The sequence below is a fragment of the Nocardia sp. NPDC003979 genome, assembly GCF_053605015.1.
The window spans coordinates 35,117-54,134 of record NZ_JBSGIJ010000029.1 but is presented as its reverse complement, the minus strand read 5'-3'; the positions used below and the strand labels follow the sequence as shown (position 1 = coordinate 54,134).

At 61.1% G+C, this 19,018-nt stretch carries 16 protein-coding genes; 12 read left to right on the top strand and 4 right to left on the bottom strand.

Annotated features, from left to right (window positions below; genetic code table 11):
- Positions 1–852: 852 nt before the first annotated feature.
- The gene (locus ACWEVR_RS31985; protein ID WP_452469952.1) at positions 853–2,229 is read right to left on the bottom strand and encodes an IS30 family transposase; all 1,377 of its coding nucleotides are present in this window, start codon (positions 2,227–2,229) and stop codon (positions 853–855) included.
- Between the two features lie 80 nt (positions 2,230–2,309).
- Here ACWEVR_RS31985 and ACWEVR_RS31980 point away from each other — a divergent pair, with 80 nt between their 5' ends.
- Positions 2,310–2,600 carry an integrase core domain-containing protein gene (locus tag ACWEVR_RS31980; RefSeq protein ID WP_452469951.1) on the top strand — a complete coding sequence of 97 codons (291 nt, stop codon included), beginning with the start codon at positions 2,310–2,312 and terminating at the stop codon, positions 2,598–2,600.
- 741 nt (positions 2,601–3,341) lie between these two features.
- Here the strand turns inward: ACWEVR_RS31980 and ACWEVR_RS31975 are convergent.
- From ACWEVR_RS31975 to ACWEVR_RS31965, 3 genes are all read right to left on the bottom strand, one after another.
- On the bottom strand, positions 3,342–3,833 hold the full coding sequence (locus ACWEVR_RS31975) for a hypothetical protein (protein WP_452469950.1): 492 nt from the start codon (positions 3,831–3,833) through the stop codon (positions 3,342–3,344).
- A 222-nt stretch (positions 3,834–4,055) separates the two neighbouring features.
- A complete protein-coding gene (locus tag ACWEVR_RS31970; RefSeq protein WP_452469949.1) occupies positions 4,056–4,613 on the bottom strand; it encodes a hypothetical protein in 558 nt (185 codons plus the stop codon).
- A gap of 2,331 nt (positions 4,614–6,944) precedes the next feature.
- Entirely contained in the window at positions 6,945–7,820 is an 876-nt protein-coding gene (locus tag ACWEVR_RS31965) for a LysR family transcriptional regulator (RefSeq protein WP_452469948.1), read from the bottom strand.
- 78 nt (positions 7,821–7,898) lie between these two features.
- Between ACWEVR_RS31965 and ACWEVR_RS31960 the strand changes: the two genes are divergently transcribed.
- The 11 genes from ACWEVR_RS31960 to ACWEVR_RS31910 all read left to right on the top strand — a co-directional run bounded on the left by ACWEVR_RS31960 (position 7,899) and on the right by ACWEVR_RS31910 (position 19,017).
- Positions 7,899–8,843 (top strand): EamA family transporter, encoded by a 945-nt coding sequence (locus ACWEVR_RS31960; protein ID WP_452469947.1) that lies wholly within the window; start codon positions 7,899–7,901, stop codon positions 8,841–8,843.
- Positions 8,844–8,920: 77 nt separating this feature from the next.
- Positions 8,921–9,748: a 2OG-Fe(II) oxygenase family protein gene (locus ACWEVR_RS31955; RefSeq protein WP_452469946.1), complete on the top strand. Its 828-nt coding sequence runs from the start codon at positions 8,921–8,923 to the stop codon at positions 9,746–9,748.
- 226 nt (positions 9,749–9,974) lie between these two features.
- Positions 9,975–10,646: an N-acyl amino acid synthase FeeM domain-containing protein gene (locus ACWEVR_RS31950; RefSeq protein ID WP_452469945.1), complete on the top strand. Its 672-nt coding sequence runs from the start codon at positions 9,975–9,977 to the stop codon at positions 10,644–10,646.
- Positions 10,647–10,668: 22 nt separating this feature from the next.
- A complete protein-coding gene (locus ACWEVR_RS31945) occupies positions 10,669–12,279 on the top strand; it encodes a tryptophan 7-halogenase (protein WP_452469944.1) in 1,611 nt (536 codons plus the stop codon).
- Between the two features lie 29 nt (positions 12,280–12,308).
- Positions 12,309–12,884, top strand: a complete 576-nt coding sequence (locus ACWEVR_RS31940; protein ID WP_452469943.1) for a carboxymuconolactone decarboxylase family protein — start codon at positions 12,309–12,311, stop codon at positions 12,882–12,884.
- Between the two features lie 4 nt (positions 12,885–12,888).
- Positions 12,889–13,608 carry a hypothetical protein gene (locus ACWEVR_RS31935; RefSeq protein WP_452469942.1) on the top strand — a complete coding sequence of 240 codons (720 nt, stop codon included), beginning with the start codon at positions 12,889–12,891 and terminating at the stop codon, positions 13,606–13,608.
- Positions 13,605–14,270, top strand: a complete 666-nt coding sequence (locus tag ACWEVR_RS31930) for an iron-containing redox enzyme family protein (RefSeq protein WP_452469941.1) — start codon at positions 13,605–13,607, stop codon at positions 14,268–14,270. The genes ACWEVR_RS31935 and ACWEVR_RS31930 overlap by 4 nt, the downstream gene beginning before the upstream one ends.
- The gene (locus ACWEVR_RS31925) at positions 14,267–15,898 is read left to right on the top strand and encodes an AMP-binding protein (RefSeq protein WP_452469940.1); all 1,632 of its coding nucleotides are present in this window, start codon (positions 14,267–14,269) and stop codon (positions 15,896–15,898) included. Before ACWEVR_RS31930 ends, ACWEVR_RS31925 begins: the two co-directional genes overlap by 4 nt.
- Complete coding sequence (locus ACWEVR_RS31920; RefSeq protein WP_452469939.1) at positions 15,895–16,716, top strand: alpha/beta fold hydrolase; 822 nt, start codon at positions 15,895–15,897, stop codon at positions 16,714–16,716. The genes ACWEVR_RS31925 and ACWEVR_RS31920 overlap by 4 nt, the downstream gene beginning before the upstream one ends.
- Positions 16,713–17,573, top strand: a complete 861-nt coding sequence (locus ACWEVR_RS31915; protein WP_452469938.1) for an alpha/beta fold hydrolase — start codon at positions 16,713–16,715, stop codon at positions 17,571–17,573. The genes ACWEVR_RS31920 and ACWEVR_RS31915 overlap by 4 nt, the downstream gene beginning before the upstream one ends.
- A 76-nt stretch (positions 17,574–17,649) precedes the next feature.
- Complete coding sequence (locus tag ACWEVR_RS31910) at positions 17,650–19,017, top strand: ATP-grasp domain-containing protein (protein ID WP_452469937.1); 1,368 nt, start codon at positions 17,650–17,652, stop codon at positions 19,015–19,017.
- Position 19,018: the final 1 nt, after the last annotated feature.

Sequence of the window (19,018 nt, the reverse complement as noted above, 5' to 3'; positions counted from 1 at the left end):
TCGGACTGGCGCCGCCGACGCCAACACCAAGCACGGTTATCCCACTACCGGCGACGAGGGTACTTGCTGACCTAAGTGCCGTTGCAGTACTAAGCCCCCGGCCCACGCCTCGGTGGTGCTGGTAATCGTTCGTGGCAGGTCAGAAGCAGATGATCGAACGCGGTCGCGGTCTGTACCGAGGCCGCGTCACAGAGGTAGGGGTCGAACGCGCCGACTACTCGCCTAAACCGGCGCGTTCTCGATCGCTGCGACTTCCCGGGTAGTTGCAGGATCTGCCGGGGACTGTACCCGCTACAACTTTCCTAAAACGATGGAGCCGACTTCGTCGCTCCTGATTCCCCAGAGGAGTCGCCTGCGGATCTTGACGAGAGGACGGTGGGATGACCTCAACGCCTCCGAATCCTGAGTGTCCGCAGCTGCGTTGGGACGCGGACTGATGATTGTGCGGAGGTATTCGAAGCCGACCGCATCCGTGGACACGGTATGTGAGTGCTCTTGACAGTCGCTCGTGGCATCGCGAGTGCCGCACGGCTCGGGGTCCTCGGGTGGGTACGCCCGTGGTGGCGGGCTCCCGAATGTGGTTGGGCTGGTTCGGTTCCCGAATCCGACAGCGTTCGTTGCAATGCCGGATCCGATCGCGATTCACCCACGCGTAGCGGCGGCTGGGGAAGGCTGAGTGCAGCGAACCATGATTCGTGTGCGAGGAGTTGCGTAGTCCACTCGCGCACGCCCAATCGAAGCATGAGTGACGCAAGTTACGTATATTACCGCTTTTGGAATAAAAACCGCCCGAAAAGCGACGAAGGTGGGCAAGAGGGGACTCGCATACAGATTCCGGATCAAAGGGCGGATTCAACTGGTCGACGCAACGTTTCGTTGTTGAAGCGATTGTAGATGTTGCTCCATCGCCTCGGCCGGCGTGCGCCACCCGAGGACCTTCCGCGGTCGCATGTTGAGCGCGTCAGCGACCGCTGCCAGGTCCCGTTTGCTCCACCGCGATAGGTCAGTCCCCTTCGGAAAGTATTGGCGCAGCAGTCCATTCGTGTTCTCATTTGTCCCGCGCTGCCACGGGCTATGCGGATCAGCGAAGAAGACCGCGACTCCGGTCTGCGAGGTCAACGCCGCATGAGCCGACAGTTCCTTGCCCCGGTCCCAGGTCAGCGACTTCACCATCCGCACGGGCAGTTTCCCCAGCGCCACCGCGAGTGCGGTGTTCATCGACGTCGCTCCGTAACCGCTGAGCGCAGGACCGTTTTTCACCGGGGCATTCTCGCGCCATCCTCGTTCGCGGGGCAGGTGAACCAGCATCGTGAATCGAGTACTCCGATCAACGAGGGTCGCGATCGCGGAGCGTTCGGCACCGATGATGAGGTCGCCTTCGAAGTGCCCGGCAACCGCACGATCGTCGGCCTCGGCGGGGCGCTCGCTGATCAACACATCAGGGGTTACATGTGCCCAGGCCACGCGTTCGGAGCGGGCCCGAGGCATCCGCAACGCCCGTCCGGTCCGCAAGTTCAAGATCAGTTCCCGACTGAGCGCGCCTCGGTCTTCGATGTATAGCGCCTGGTAGATGGCTTCGTGGCTGATCCGCATCGACTCGTCATCGGGGAAGTCGATCCGCAGCCGCTTGGCGATCTGCTCGGGACTCCACGCCTGCACCCACGCGCGGTCGGCGCGGTGGGGCTTGTTGCGGCCGGTCCACGTGTGGGTCATCGGGCCTTTGACGGTGTTGCCGCGCTCGTCGGTGATCGAGCCGGACAGATGCGCCTGGACGTAGTTGCGTAGTCGTGGGTTGTCCACGAGTTTGGCGGTCTTGGGTCGGCGGGCGAACAGATCGGCTTTCCACTGCGCGACCGAGGCCCGGTAGTGCAGTTTCCCGCTCCTGGTCGCGGCATTGCGCCGCAACTCCCGCGAAATCGTCGACGGGCTACGACCGAGCGCCATCGCGATCACCCGCACACCGCTGCCTTGGGCCTTCAGAAAGGCGATCTCCTCACGCTCGGCAAAAGACAGGTAGCGGCTGCCGGGCGCAGGCCAGGAATACGGTGACATCCCACCAGCATCGCGGAACCATCGACTGCCCTTGACGGGCGATACCCCCACTGCGACACCAGCTTCCGTCGGCAGCAAACCTTCAGAGATCTTGTCCCAGAACAGGCGCTCTACTGAACGGGGCGTCCCGGGCGCTCCCGGTGAGCGCATCGGTGCTCGTCCGGTGATTTCCCGCATCCAGTCCGACGGTCTTCCCATAACACCCTCCGTTACCTCGGGTGTTGCCTCCACCGGTTGAACCTGAGCAATACACGTCGGTGAAATTCACTGAATCCCTTGCTCTGCAAGGGCTCTCAGCGTCCGTAGGTTCGGTTGGTGATGCCTATGATAACGCTCTGGCGGAATCGATCATCGGCTTGTTCAAGACCGAGGTCGTCAACCGCCACGGCCCGTTCAAGACGCTCACCGAGGTTGAGTTCGCGCTCATGGAATGGGCCGACTGGTACAACAATGCCCGCCTGCACTCGCGGCTGGGCTACCTGACCCCGACCGAATACGAGGCCGCGTACTACTCTCAACAACCACCACGCCGACCGGCGCTGGTCTGAATCAGAAGCCGGTCCCTTACCCGTGACGGTTCAATGTCGTACTCGATCAGACCTTGTCCGTCCTTGGCCTATTGGCCATGGTGCGCGCAAGATCCTTCTGGGCCGGTTTGTTTTCAGGCTCGGGCACACGTAGATCCGAAGGCACGATGGGCTGAACAGGGATCGGAACGACCCGGACTGTCGTCGCATAGTCATCGAAGAGCGATGACGCCAAACGTCAGGTCTGATAAGGCTCGCCTCGACCGGACCGGCCGATCGAGGCGAGTCCTTCCCCGTGCACCACGCGCCGCCGCCACGTCGCGGGCGCAACCTCGACCCTAGGCGATTTTGGTGGCAGGTCGGCCGCCGACGCGCCAGGTCCTCGCTGTCCCTGCGGCTTTGCCAGCACCCGAACTACATGACGGTGAAATCAGTGGATCCGCGTTCGCAGGCTACCTCCGTGAGTCCCGACGCTCGCCGCCTGTTCCCGGCAGGCCGCGACGTCCGAAAACTTGGGTTTTCTGTGGGATCTGGCCGAAAGAGTCGATTCTCCGAAAGAGCGAAACCCTCCGGCCGAGTTCGGCCGCCGGGAGGTACCCCAGCGGCCATGCTCCCCGCGCGAGCGGGGATGAGCCACCTGGATGGCCGCGGACAAGTGGGTCGACGTGTGCTCCCCGCGCGAGCGGGGGCGAAGGCGCGTGAGGCGCCGAGTTGCTGTCACAAACATGGCAATACCCAGCTGTCGGTTGTGTCGTTGTCACGTTAGCTCGTCGCGGGCTCACTCGCCTCGGGCCGGTGCTGCCGTTGGCTCAGCACGAGCGCGCCCGCTGCTAGCAGGTAGAACGGCGACGGGAGTAGCAAATCCCATCCCGCCGTGTCGTTGTGCTCGAGCGTCTTCATCCCGAGATATCCGTCTACCGTGCCGAGAACGGCCAGAATTCCTGCGGCCCAGCGTGTTCCGCGCCGGACATGCCTGCGCGGCAGCGCGAAGACGACTGCGGGCAGCAGCACCACGAGGCCGGACTCTGCGACGAATACGAGCAATTGCTCGAGCAACGGCCGCGCCGGCAGGTAGCCCACCCCGACGACGGTCTCTGAGACGACCACCGTGGCCTCGCTGTGGTCCGCCCCGGCGTCACTGTCGCGCAGCTCCGGAAAGTCCGCATATAACACCTGTGGTACTGCGACCAAGATCAAGGTCACCACGCGCCAGAAGGTGACACAGCGCCACCACCGCCCCAGCGACACCACCATGCCTGCATCCCCTCCGACCGAGCTCTGCGCGGGCGACGCTACTCGCGCAGCCCATCCGCAGCGAAATCTGGCTGCGCCTTCGGTTGGAAACCTGGAGGTCGACAACGGATACCGTTTGCAGGCATGCCGGGATGACGAAGATGTCGTGCTGCAGACTGCGGACGCCCAGGACCCCAGATCTACGCCGTTTGCCGGATTTCGGCGTGCGGTGCGGGTTTGCTGTCACAGCGTCGCCTTGTTGACCGGATCGGGCGCGGGTTCGGGGGAACCGTCCTGGTCCCAATCCCGGCAGTACGGGCACCACGGACGCAGCCTGTGATGCAACCAGATCGAGTACATGAAGGTCGCCCAGAGCGCATCGACCGGCAGTGATACCACCCGCGGTAGGCCGACGGAGTGGACGAGGAACACCGGCACGCTGATCATCGCCAGGACGATGAGTAGCCGAGGGGTAGTGCTTGCCCAGTGCCGCAGCCACAGCAGTCGCTGCTGGCGTTCGGCGCGAGGGCCTGCGTCGGCGGGCACTTCCTGCATGCACTGCACGCACAGTCGTTGGAAGTCGTTGTGCGTCAGTCCGATGATCAGGATGACGTTGCCTATGAGGAGTGTGAGTTCGACGAGGATGCCTGTGTAGCCGAAATAGGTCGCGACGCGCGCTGCAGCGACTGCCGCGAGTGCGTACAGCATCAGGTGCGCGATGGTGGTGAGGAGTCGGCGCAACCGGGACTCTTCGTTGTTGAAGGCGTTGTCCATTATCGCCACGTCGGATGTGTCCTTCATGATTCGGGCCGCGGGATGGGTCGAGCCGCGCCGGAGCAACCGGCTGGTTGTCAGATCGTAGGCTGGGGTACCGACAGCTTCACTGTTGCGCGTACCGTAGAGCGCTGGCTGGCCGAGCAGGATGCGCGCAACCGCTTCGCTGACCTGGATGCCTTTGTGCTGCAGGCGATGCGTGGCTGTAGGACTTGGTAGAGGTTTGGTCACCCAGCGCAGGCGTCGAGCATGTCAAATGTGCTTATTGGCGCTCTCGGGAAACTGTGAGTCGATTGGGGTGGCGCTGCCCGCGCAACAGATACTCTGTGGCATGGTCGATCTGCGCAAGGAGGCGGGCGTGAGCGCCGAGTGCCGAGACCGGGCACGCACACTCGTGACTGTGTATGCGTTATCGCACTCACATGGGCGTGATGTCGCGGAGCTCTTGTATGCCAACCACTTAGATGTGTTGCCCGCAGCGCTGGTACCGCGGCCGGTACTGGAGCCGCCTGATCACCCGTGGTGTGGAACCGGTCGTGCGGAGTGGTTTGCCATCCACGGCCGCGGCGATCTCGATTGAGCGAACGAGCCAGGCTCGAAGACATCCTCGAAGTCTCGAGGCCCGCATCATCGTGGCCGACGCGAAGGTCGGCTCGGCGAAGTCGGGGGTCTGCAAGTGAGCTAAGCGGTGTCGACGAAAACTCTCCCGGATCGACGCCGCCCTCCAGCGAACACGGCAGGTTCCGAGCTCGGCATATGGGATTCGATGCCATCTCCGGATTGGCTTCTGCCCTATGAAGTACCAAGTTCGTGCCGAGTTCACGAGCCCACGTGGTCAGCTATCAAGCCGTCGAGCCAATTCGCGAGATCCACCGGTCGGCACAGCACGAACGTGCCGGGAGTAGGCGATGGCTTTGTCAGAATCTGCAGCGCGGCACCCCCACCCCGACCACGGCACCTGAAACGCACACACCGGGGGCTGATCGGTAGTCATCGAGCCAAGCCAAGACCCCGTCGCACTTACTGCTATCCAGCAGGCGAAATCGATGGCCCGACATATTGGAATCCCACCGAGGGTTTCGGCTTTCTCGGCCGTATTACTGCGTGCGCTTGAATAGGCTTTGCCGAACGCGAGTGCGACGTGCGGCCACCGAAACCGAACGAGTTGCTGAGGGCGTGGTCGATCCGGTGTGACCGTGGTGCGCCGGCGACGATGTCGAGATCGATCGCGCGCGCGTTGTCGAATTCAGAGTGGCCGGGACGATCTGCTCATGCAGGATTAGGATCGTGAGGACCGATTCCAGCGCGCTGCTGACATCCGGAGTGAGGGTGTCTCATGTACCGTTCTGCGGCGGAAGCGATAGTAAGTGGAGCAGGGGTCCGGCCAGTCGTAGCGCTGGCTCGGCCCGTAGGTTGCGGGCCGAGCCAGCATGCACCACAGCTGGGGTATCGGCCTTGAGCGGCTTGCGGTACGTCTCGCGGAACTGCGAGTGCATGCATCGTATCGTTTTAGTGCTAACGGCATTCACACCTCCACCAGAAGATGACGGTGGTTGGATCTGCTCGGTGGTCCACGGCTATGGCACTGGCGCGAATCGTGGGTGCCGCCCGACGAATGTTGCGCACGAAAATGGTCTCGAGCTCGACAACGATGTCGGGCCCGACACCTGGGCTGGAGCTGCGATTCGACCTACGGCATATCGGGGTCATCCTGGTAGGTGTCGGCTACGACCTGGTCGACAGAGCTTGATGTTTCTGGTCGGGACAGCGGGACCCCGCCCGCAACTCGCCGGAGTCTCAACCGGCACCGCGGTGATCAATACATCTCATGAGAGTTCACTGATTACCAACGCAGCGTGCTTCGTGGGTCAGGCCGAGACCAGTCCGGGGGTGCGTTGCTACTGGCACTGCCGCAACCGTGCTCACCAAGCCTGAGGTGTCTCCCGTTCGGTGAGTGTTCGAGTCGGCGGCATAGGCTTCGGCGGCACGCTCACCCTGCTCTTGCCGGCCGTCACGGCGCACAACATCGGGCAGGTAACGACGGACACCACGCACCGGATCTCACCCATCGCCTGGAGTCACTGTTCGAGACGTCATGCGACCATCCTCGGCGCACACCACGACGAGGACCACAGGTCGGTCCGGGCGGCAACTCACATGCGACTGGGTGGGCTGGTACAACCGAGACCGGATGATGGAACGACTCGAGAGAAGCCCGTCGGTCGAGTACGAGGCCGACTACGATGCGAAAGTGTCCCAGCAGCGAGTTGGAGGCTGACAACGGGTGCGCGACAAACCCGGTGCGATTCCAGCAGGGTCCGATACGGCAGGAATCACAACATCTAGCCGCTGGGATGACTATAGGAATCGTTCTGCTAGAACGCTGTTGGCGGTGTCGAGAAGGCGAGCCAGTTCGGTGGCGTATTTGTTGTGCGGTTCGTGACGAACGTAGAGCCTGCGGTGGAGCGGTGGTCGCAGTCCGCGTAGCGCGACCCCTTCGGGCAGGGGATCAGGTACGGCCATCGCAGGGACTATGGCGGCAGTGATGCCGTGGGCAACCATGGCCAGCGCTGTAGATGTGCCTCGGACTGTGTGGTCGGGTCGCCATAGTGCGCCGTGATCTTCGAACTGGTGGGCGAGCAGAGGACCGCAGGTACCACCAGGATCGACGATTCCTGCCGCGGACAGGTCGGCGAGGTCGATCCGATCGTCCCGAGTGAGCCTGTGGTCGTGCGGAACCGCGGCGACGAACTGATCCTCAAGAGTCGTGGTCGGGTTGGTTCCGATGTGGTCGATTGTGGAGATACTCATATCGATCGTGCCCGCGTCTAGCCATGCAGAGAGCTCGTCGTCGTCACCCTCAACTGTGAGTACCCGAAGGCCGGGATGATCGCGGCGGAGACGTTCGAGTGTTTGGGGGACTAGTCGCGCCATGGCGCTGCCGACTGCCCCGACTCGAAGTTGCGGTGGTTCGGAGCTGTCGGCGAGCGCTTCGATCATGCTTAGACGTGCAATAATGCTGGCGCCGTGGTCAGCGACTTCACGGCCTGCGCGGGTCAGCGTTGCCCCGCGCGGGCTACGGTGGACAAGTTGCCTACCCAGCTGCTTCTCTAGTGTAGCGATCGCTCGGCTAACCGCCGATTGTGTCAGATTGAGGGCATCTGCCGCACGGGTGAAGCTTCGGTGTTCATCTACCGAGAGCAATGCTTCGAGTTGCCCGACGGTGACGTCCATCGACTCATGATCTCACGGCATGGTTGGTATGACCAGCCGTCATTGGACCTATGACCGAGCTCTGGGTTTGATCAGTACATGTCGGTTTCGCGACAGACCTCAGACCTTGGCGCCACGCCGAAAATTATTGCGGCGATGGTGATTTTGTGGTTGTGCTGGGGTACATCATTTCCGGCTATGCGGATCATGGTGCGGACGCTCCCGCCACTGCTGGCGGCAGGCACTGCATTCCTTATCGCCGGTGCAGTGCTGGCGACTGTGCGTTCCTCGGACTTGCGCGCGCTGACTCGCCGTCAAGCCGCAACTGCCGCCGGAGTAGGCGTGACATTTCTGGGGGCGCAGGGAGGCATATCTATTGCGGTACAGCACGTCTACGCCAGTACTGCTGCCGTGCTGGCAGCCGCCGTGCCTCTATGGGTCCTGTTCCTCGGACTCGTCGTCGGCGACCGACCGTCTCTCGCTGGGATCAGCCGAATCGCTTTCGGGTTCGCCGGCGTCGCAGTGGTGCTACTTGCCGATGCTGATCAACGCATGGGCTGGTCGCTGTGGAGCCTGGCGGTAGTCGCTGCCGCGGTGAGCTGGGCGGTCGGCACGATGTGGTCCTCACGCTCCGTCCATCTCCCGCCGCCGGGTGCGGCGACCGCAGTGCAGTTACTCGTCGGGGGTTCGGCTCTTCTATTGATCGGGATTGCGTGCGGACAGCTACGCGATCTCTCGGCAGCTGAGGTGCACACAAGTTCTTGGTTGGCGCTGCTCTACCTTGTCCTGGTAGATTCCCTGGCCGGATTCGCATTATATAACTGGTTGCTGCGCTGTGCTCCTGTGTCGTTGGTGAGTACCTACGCCTACGCGGTACCGGTCGTCGCCTACTTCTTCGGGGTGTGTGTTCTCGGGGAACCTTTTCATCTGATCGTCCTCATCGGTGCGGGCATGATTGTAGCTACTGTCGCTGCGGAAATATTGGGGAGGGGCACCGCCGAGGACGCAGATCGCTGCGCCGAAAAGGCGCAAATGGAAACATAGAAAATTACGATCCCGAAAGGGAAGTTATGACATCGTCAATACAGCTACAGCGGGCAATTGCAACCCCGGATCGGATCATGTTCGATACCGTCGACGGATTCAAGACCGCGCTTTCGGACGGATTCTTCGCCCTGGCGATACCGGACAATCTGGATGTCGACCCCGGCAAGAGGTTCTGTCGACAGTTCCATCTGCCACTACAGGGAAATAGCTGTAATGATGCCTATAGGGGCTTTCGGGAACGATCTGAAGTGTATTTCTCTCGTCAGAACTTCCAAATTGAGCACGTACTCACCGAAGGCTCAAATCGCAAGAAGTATCTACCAGCCGACGTGTGTGCGATGGCTGAAATGATGACGGATATTGCACTTCTGATATTCAGGTCGACATTGTCTGAACTGGGTATTCCCGAGCGTGTGTGGGCCGGCGCGACGAGTGGCGCTGTGGATGGGCACGGTGCCCATTGGTTCGTTGCGCACCACTATCGGGGTAACCGTGATCAAATGGGGTGCGCGCCTCACAAGGACACAGGATTTGTCACGGTACTCTACGCCGATCAACCTGGGCTCGAGGTCTACCGGGCGGGGAAATGGGTGTCTGTCGATCCTCTCCCTGGGCACTTTATCGTGAACTTTGGCCAGTCGATGGATGTCCTTACCTCGTCACTCGCGTACAAGGTAGACGCCTCAATGCATCGTGTGAGGACGTTCCCCTCCGAAAACCCGGACGGGGACCGGGTTTCATTTGCCGCCTTCGTCGACCCGCCGCACTCGGGCAACCTGTATCGGATCCGCGACGACTGGACCACTGCGGTCGCTGTCGACATCGAGGAATTTCTACGGGCCAACAACGAAGCTGTATGGGACGATCATGAAGATTTCGGCATCGTAGGCGCGGAGGGGTAGAGCTTCGCCTCGAAGATACCGACTGGAAGGTTTAGCTATTTTGGATGTGCATGGATGACGCCTGCGCTCAGACGGTGGGAATGTGCAATCGGCTGCGGCAATTAACATAGATGAAACTTCTAAATAGAACTAGCGAAGCTGTAATCCGACTGGTATCGTCTAAGGGGAAGGCCACGCTCAACGGGGGAGTGGGGCACCTTTGAAATGAGGCATTCTAGGGGGATGCTTGAACTGGCATTTCAACGAGTTCGAATCCGTTCGGCCGCATGACACCGGAGTCTATCTGGCGGAATCAGATGCGGACATCGACAATGTAGATCGAGTCTGGCTGGCTGTATATGGAAAAGAGCTTGGCTGGCTGTCATCCGAAAATATTCCTACTGCTAGAGACCGATACTTCAAACACGGCAGTTTCTTGCTTGCGGTTGTGCGCGGCCACATAGTAGGCACGATGCGACTTGTTCGAGATTCAGAAGATAAGCTTCCGGTTGAGCAATTTGCCTCGATTGATGCCTTTCGTGAACCATCGCGTCGGCTCGTGGAGTGTCAACGCCTCATGGTCTTGGGTCACTATCGTAATCAGGTGCAACCAGAAATGCCGTACGGCGTATTCGGTGCTCTCGTCAAAGGCTGCCTGCATTGGTGCATACGAAACAACTACTCACACATCATCGCTGACCTTTTTAGGGAAACGCCGACCACGCCGATCGACCCGCTCCTAGCGCTCGGCTTCTCGGAGACCGGAATCGAGTTCGTCGATACCGAACTCGACGAACCGTGCGTCAGCACCGCGCTGATCCTTGATGTAGGAGAGCTCTTTTCGCGTTCCTTCCGAAGTGACAGTCCCTTCTATCAGTATCTGATGAAACCCGACCGGTCGATCGCAGTTTATAGCTGACCGCCACGGTCTCGCCGGCACCATGAATTTCGAACTAGGGAGAAGTATGTCTGCCAGTAGTGAAATCTACGATGTAGTTGTTATCGGAGGTGGTCCAGGTGGATCCATGTCGGGAACGCTCCTGGCTGATTCCGGCAAGCGAGTGCTGATAATCGAATCGGCCAAGTTCCCCAGATATCACATAGGCGAGTCCCTCCTATCAGGCACGGCTGATCTTTTGAAGAAGGTCGGAGTTCTGGACCGACTGGAGGGCGATGGGTACATCAAGAAGCACGGTGTCGAATGGGTGTGGGGTGAGAACCGTGAACCCTGGACCGTGTATTTCAAGGATGCGCTCGCGATGCCCTACGACTACGGGTATCAAGTAGAGCGCGCTGAGTTCGACAAGCTTTTGCTCGACAACGCACGGTCACATGGCGTCGAGGTTCTCGAGGAACACCGGGTTGTCGACTTCGAGATCGGCAGCGATGCCGCGACCACAGTGACCTTCCAAGGCGTCGAGGGGACTCGGACCACAGTCAACACACGATGGATCATCGACGCGTCGGGCCAGGGTGGGCTCGTCACCAAGAGGCTACACCAGCAACAGTGGGATCCCTACCTCAAGAACCTGGCCGTTTGGAGCTACTGGACTGGAGCGGAGCGTCCGCCAGGCCTGGATTCGGGCAACACATTCCTGCCGGCGTTCGAAGACGGCTGGTGGTGGTTCATCCCCCTTCGTGACGACCGCACCAGTATCGGGATGGTCGTCGACAGCGAGGTCTACCGTCAGCACAAGGCCGAAGGGCTTGAAAAGTACTATTCGGAATGCCTCGCGCGCACACCAGAGCTCGCCGCGAGGCTGAACGGGGCCACACGAACAGGCGAGGTCCACGCCGCGCGCGACTGGTCCTATACCTATGACAAGTTCAGCGGCGACGGTTACATCGCTGTCGGTGACGCGGCGTGTTTCATCGATCCCCTGTTCTCGACCGGGGTGCATCTGGCCATGCTGAGCGGATTCCTGGCCGCAGTCACTATCAACACTTTGCTCGACCGGTCGGATGTCGGCACCGCCGATGCGCTGGAATTCTACGAGTCGGCCTACCGCAAAGAATTTGCCCGTCTACGGGCGCAAGTATATTTCCTATACGGCGGCCACGGCGGAAGTAAGGACTCCTATTTTTGGCATGCGCGAAGCCAATTCGAGGTACCTGATATCGACCCGGAGAAGGCGTTCATTTCGCTTATCGCCGGCGCCTTCCAGCATCGCTCATGGTACAGCCGATACCTGGAGCGCCTCGATGTTCCCTCGGAATTGCGCTCCACTATCGAGGGCATCTTCGAGGGAAAAACAGCGGGACTCGGGATTGATCCTAGCGCTCTCGTCGAACGTGCCGCCGACACCCAATACATCGACGACCTCGCTATCGACGGAGCTCACCTACGCCACGGTCGGTCCGTTGTCACTTCGAGTGGGGTGACGATCGCCGTCACACCACAACTGGAGACCCTGCTCGAGCTTGCGGACGGCACGAAGAGCAGTGCTTCGCTGATCGACGAATTCGCCGGCCACGCGATCGGCGGCCGCGATGCGGCACAGAGTCTGGTCCACGAAGCGCTCAGCTACGGCTTGCTGCTACCGGCTCGTTGATCGACAACCCGAATCAAGGGAGTCAAGTCATGGCAATGATCGACCTGCTCGACCCCGCAGACGTCTCACCAGAAGCTGCGCACCTACTCGACGTGGTAGCACAGGAATACGGTTTCGTACCGAACATCCTGCGCGCGATGGCGCACTCGCCCGATCTGCTCACCGTGTTCGTGCCCCTGTGGGCACAGGTCTACAAATCACCGGCGATCGGACCGAGGCTGAGGGCCCTAGCGGCTCTGGGTACGGCCAAAGCGCAGGAATGCACCTACTGCGTCGCGCACATGACAGCGTCGGCACGGCGCGCCGGAATAGCCGACGAACAAATCTTCGCCGTCGGAAGCCCCGCCATCGTGTCTACGGTCTTCGATCAGCGCGAAGCGCTGATTCTGGAAACCGCTGACACGCTGACCCGCGATCCGGACGGCATCACGGACGAACTACGCGTCCGGCTCGTGAAGGAATTCGCAGCCGACGAGATTGTCACCATCATCCTGGCTATCGGAATGTACAACCTTACCAGCCGATTCCTGAAAGCGCTTTCCATCGAAGTCGAAAACATCTTCGATGCTGAACCGGCGAGCGCTTCGGTCACCGAAAAGGAATAGAACAATGACAGACATGACGGTAGATTCGGATTCTACGACAACTCTCAAATACGACCTGATCGAACGATACGGCCGAAATGCGTGGGACCTCGTCCTGACCGTGTATGTGAACTTCTACTACTCCGAACTCGACATCATCGACCTCTGTGCACGTTGGCTACCCAGGCGGTCCGGATTGCGCGAGAAGAACTACTTGATCAGGCATGCAGCAGATGAGGTAGTCCATGCAAGGCTCTTCCGAGAAGGGGTCGAACGCCTCGGTCAACCGTGGCATGAATTCGACCACGACCAGTATCGTATCGACGATATCGGTGAACGCTTCGCCAAGCTCTTCTACAGCGACGACGAAATAGAGGTCCTTATCGGCCTGAACCTCTATGCCGAAGGCGTGCTCGCCATGGAAGAATTATTCCAATTGGCGCGCAGCGAATCACCATATTTCTATCAGTTCGACCGAATCGAACGAGAAGAACGCCGCCACGTCGCATTCGGAATCACCGTCGCCAATCAGGTGCTCGACGCCAACGCAGAAGCACGCAAGCGTGCGGTAGAGCACAGCAAGTGGTACCGCGACCACATGGAACGCTACCTCGGTGGCCAACTCAAAGAGTCCATCGCCTGGGCGATGGATGCCGGCTTCGTGTCTACCGATTACACCGAACGGACACGCCAACGATTCGACGACGTCATGGCCAAGATCGGTATTCAGGACGGTGCAGCATGAGCAGCTTCTACGAAAAAGCACTCGAGGCGACAGATTCGATTCTGCAGGCCGATGTCGTCGGTCACCCATTCATCGACTCGATCGTCGACGGCGAACTCACCGAGGCCGTCTACGCCGCCTACCTCCGCGAAACCTACCATTTGGTGAACCAAACCCCCTACTTCCTGTCGGCGGCGGCATCTCGGAGCAAGGACGGGTGGCTCCAAGACTTCTTCCTGAACCTCGCGATCGAAGAACGCCACCACGACCGGCTATGCATTCAAGACCTGAAACGACTCGGCTACGACACCGGTACATATTTGACGAGCCAGCCCGGACTCGGAGCATGGACGATGATCGGACAGAACCACTGGGCAGTGACGATGAAAGACCCGGCCGCGCTACTCGGATTCGCTGCCGCAACCGAAGGACTTGGTGCTTCCCTCGGTCCCAAGGTCGCCGCCGCCATGGCGCGCTACCCCTTCGCTCAGCGCGCCCTCAACTTCCTCAAGGTGCACTCGGAGGAGGATCAAGAACACATCAACCTGGTCCGCACCGCTTTCGACCGAGCCGCGGTCGACCAGAACCGTTATGAGCTGATGGTCACGACTTGGGGATACACCCTGCGGGCCTACGGCCAGCTGTTCTCCGACGCCATCGACCGCGCCAGGCCGAGCGCATGAACGCGGCCATCATTTCCCAGAGCTGTCCACTGCCCGCTGTGCTCGACGCGATGGCCGAAAACCACTCCTCGGCGATCATCTGCCGACCAGCTGGTAGCGCTGTGACTCACCGGATTACCCATGCGCGGTGCCGCGCAGAGGCCGAGGCACTGGCAAGGGCTCTGCACGCCCGCGGTGTCGGACCAGGATCGCGAGTCGCCATCCATGGATCGACAAGCTACGAGTGGGTCCTCGCCGATCTGGCCTGCCTCTCCATCGGGGCGATATCGGTCGCGTTGTATCCCAGTGCACCGATACCTCGAGTAGTCTCGGTGGCGGAGCAGAGCCGCTGCACGACGGTGTTGACCGATGTCGCATCCGCCGTCGCGCCACTGCGCGAGTCCGGATGTGACGTGATCTTTCTTGGTGGCGCCACAGACAGCCCAGTCGGCACCGACTCGGTGTCTGTGCTGATCGAACGTGCCGAACTGAGCGCTCCGATCGGCGCCGCGCTGTCGAGGCAGGGGCCATTCACCGTCGTTTCCACCAGCGGAACTCTCTCCGAACCGAAACTGTTCTCGGTGATCGCCGAACCGTTGCTCTTCACGATGGATCGATTTGCCGAGCTCTACGATTTCGGCGCCGATGATCGGCTACTTCTGTACCTACCGCTCTCGCATCTGCCTCAGCGAATGATGCTGTACTGGGGTTTGCGGGCTGGCATGGATTTTATACTTTCCTCCCCGGTACATATGGTCGCCGACAGCGCCGCGTTCGAACCGACTCTGCACGTGACTGTTCCTCGGGTCCTCGAGCACCTGCGTTGGCGGGTCGGCGCGACGATCCGCGGCAACGACGCGATTTCGAAAACCGAGGCATACCGCAGCATGTTCGGTGCCGGCATTCGGTCTGTCTTCGTCGGCAGCGCCCCCACGGACAAAACGCTGATGTCGGAGCTCCTAGACGCCGGGGTTCCGATCTACGAGGTATATGGGACCACCGAGCTCGGCATGGTTTGTCTCAACACCCCGCAGCACCGCAACCCTGGCACTGCGGGTCACCCGATCCCGTGGGGGCAGGTCCGCATCGACCCCCACAACTGGGAAGTGCAGGTCCGCACGCCCACACCGTTCCTGCACGGGCACCTCGTCGATGACCGGATCGAGCCTTACCCGTGGGACTCCGATCGGTTCACCCCGACCGGTGATGTCGGAAAGTTCGACGCGCACGGATACCTGACGGTGCTCGGACGACTACACGACTTCATCGTGCTGCCCAGCGGTGAAAAGGTCTTCGCCGCACCGATCGAGACCATGCTGGCCGAGGCGATCAGTGCAGGTTTGTGTCAGATCCTGCGCACCGCCGACGGACTCTTGGGAGCCCTTCTGTTCTTCGATGGATCGATGCCCGATCACACCACTGTCAGCGCCGCACTCGTTGAAATCAACCGTGCGCTGCATCCGTGGGAACGAGTCAAGGTGTATGCCACAGTCGCGGCACTGCCCACCGTCGCAGAAGGGTGTGTTACCGAGACAGGCAAACCACGCCGCCACGCCATCGAAGCCTTGCACGGCTCCGCAGCGCGGTGGCACTCGCTCATCCCCGGCCAACGTGGCGCGATCACGACCAACGGATCGGGGCAGCGATGAAATCTTCGACTCGAAGCGGCAGTCTTCCTCGGTCGGGAAGCACAGTCCACCTGACCACCGGAACTATCCGTTACCGCCTCAAAGGTAACGGAGGCCCACCGCTGGTCCTGCTGAGCACCTTGATGGGCAGTTGGCTGCGCCAGGTACCGATCCTCAGCCGACATTTCAGTGTGTTGACTTATGACATGCGTGGGTTCGGCAACTCACCCTCGTCGGCGGGGTACCCCACCAACGCACAGCATGCCGACGATCTAGTCGGCGTGCTCGATCATCTATCCATCAAACGCGCAATCGTTGTCGGGATGTCCCACGGCGGATTGGTAGCTCAGCATTTCGCCGCACGACACCCTGGTCGCTTGTCCGGTCTCGGTCTGGTCGCAACGTTTGCCGCGCCACACGGCCCTACGTCGATGCTTCTGCAGATGCTGAACGGGTTCCTCGAACGTGGTGACCTGCCCGGGTTCTGGGAGGTGCTCAAGAGCTTGCTGTTCTCCGCATCCGGCGCGCCGACCATGCTGCGGCACGAAACCACATTGCGGCGCGCAATGTTCGACCAATACGACGTCTCCGCCTTGTCCAGCATCTATGGCCAAGCACTCGAGCACGACAGCCGCGAATGGCTCGGCAAGCTGGTGTGTCCGACAATGGTTGTCGGCGGGGCTGAAGACATTTTGTTCCCACCCGTGCTCACACATGCGCTCGCTGACTTGCTGCCGGGGGCACGGACGGAGCTGCTGCCCGCTGCACACATACCGCCGGTCGAGGCGGCGAAGCCGTTCAACCAGTTGGTCATCGACACATTCGGAGTCCGACGATGAGCAGCCGTGCGCTCGATACACTCGGCACCGGCCGCGCAGTAGAGCTGTGTGACGCGGACGTGCACGTCTATGAGCTCGGATCCCCCTCCGGAGCACCGGTGGTTCTCCTTCACGGGTTCCTGACCTCGGCAATGACCTGGCGATTAATTGTCCCGGCACTACGTGATCGATATCGACTGATCGTCGTGGACCTGCCAGGGTGCGGCAACTCGCCGCCGCCGCGAGCCCGGCGCTGGAGCGCCCAGCGGGCGACGGATCTGATCATCGAGTTGTTCGACGCCCTCGGACTTGAGGCGCCGGTTGTCGTGGGCACGCAAATGGGCGGCTCCTTGGCAGCCTGGCTCGCCGCACGACATCCGGACCGAGTTTCCCGGCTGGTCGTGATGGCTGCCGGCGCGCTGGGGGAGAGCGCCGGGAACATGGTGCTGTATCGCGCTCTCACGGCACCAATCCTCGGGCCGATACTGGCGCGGCTGTTTCCCTACCGGCTGTTCGCATCGAAATGGGCTGCCGCACACAGTCCCGGACACCAGCTCGATCACACACCGACGCGCTACTACCACCAGCAACTGCGGACTCGCGGCCCGGCGATGGCCCGGTTCGCGCTGGCTATCAGGTCGAGCTACGGGACCGCGTTCGACGCGTTGGCCGAGCCGCTCAATGGGCTCGCTATCCCCACTTTGCTCGTGTTCGGTGCCGCGGACAGGCTGGTGCCACCCACGACGGGACAGCGCTTCGCGTCGCTGATCCCCGATTCACGCCTGGTGATTGTGCCTGAATGCGGCGACTTTCCACAGGAGGAAGACCCCAGTGCCGTCCTGGCGGTTCTGGTCCCATTCCTCGCTGAGATCACCTGAGTCACGCACGAACTGATTCTCCGACGGTCTTCGTCGACTGCTGTTCTTTCTGACCTGGAATCGAGAGGAATCCACCATGCGCGGTTCACCGACAGCCGCTATGCCGCATCACCCTGCTCCCTCCTCAGCACAGCCCACCACGGGGTCGAGTGCACCCCCACCTTCGACCGAACCCACCGCGGTAATCGTCGACGGCTATTCAACCGGCAACTTTCTTCCTGCGGCGTTTGCCCGCTTGAGTGTCCGGACAGTCCATGTCATGAGTTCGGCCGAACCGATGTCGCGACTACTGGCACCGTCTCTGGACGACTACGACGACAACTTCATTGCGGCGACGTCGGCAGATCTCGAGACCACCTACTCGCGTCTGACTGCTCTATCTCCCCTAGCGGTCCTGGCCGGGCAGGAGCCGGGAGTGCCGTTGGCTGACCTTCTCAGCGAGCGCTTGGGTCTTGCCACCAATGGTTCGACAGGGTCACCGGCGCGTCGCGACAAGTTCGCCATGATCGCAACGTTGCATGCGGCCGGGCTGCGGTGCGCACGTCAAGCCAAATGCGCTACCACACAGGAGGCCGTCGGCTGGGCGCAAGGCATCGAGTCCTTTCCCGTGGTCGTGAAGCCGTTGAGTTCAGCCTCGACCGACCATGTATGGATATGCCGCGATTCGGCTGAAGTCATCGCCGCAGCTGACGCGATCCTGGGATCGACCGATATCTTCGGCAGCACCAACCGGGACGTACTGGTGCAAACCTATCTACCCGGAGTCGAGTACATAGTCGATACCGTCAGCGTCGACGGTCACCGATACGTCTGCGGCGTATGGCAATACGACAAGACGACGACACCGGAGGGAAGGCCCGTCTACAACCGCGACATCTTGCTCGCACCCGACGAGGCCCCTGTCCCCGACCTCATCGAATACATCGACGAGGTACTGGCCGCACTGGGCATTCGGCACGGCCCGGCTCATGCCGAAGTCATCATGACCCCTGACGGGCCAGCGCTGGTCGAGATCGGCGCCCGTCTCAACGGAAACATGCATCCCGACTTCCATCATCGCTGCCTCGGGCACAACCAGGCCGATCTCACAGCGCTGGCCTACGCACGTCCTGCCGAGTTTTTGCAGCGATTCGGCGACCATACCTACAAGCGAGAACAACCGGCCATCGTCTACAACGCAGCGACCAGCCACGACGGAGTGATCACCGCCGTCGAAGACACAGCAGTCGAGTCGATCTCGTCGGTTTCCAGCGTGTATGCGCTGCAAGTCAAACTGTCACCAGGCCAACGTATCCGGCCGACCGTGGACCTGCTGACAAGCCCGGTGCGCATCTTCATGACAGCACCTGATCCCGCGCGACTGAACGCCGACTATCGCATCGTGCGTGAGCTGTCGGCCAGTGTGTACCAGGTGCGTGATGACGCCACCAACTGCGAGGATTGAG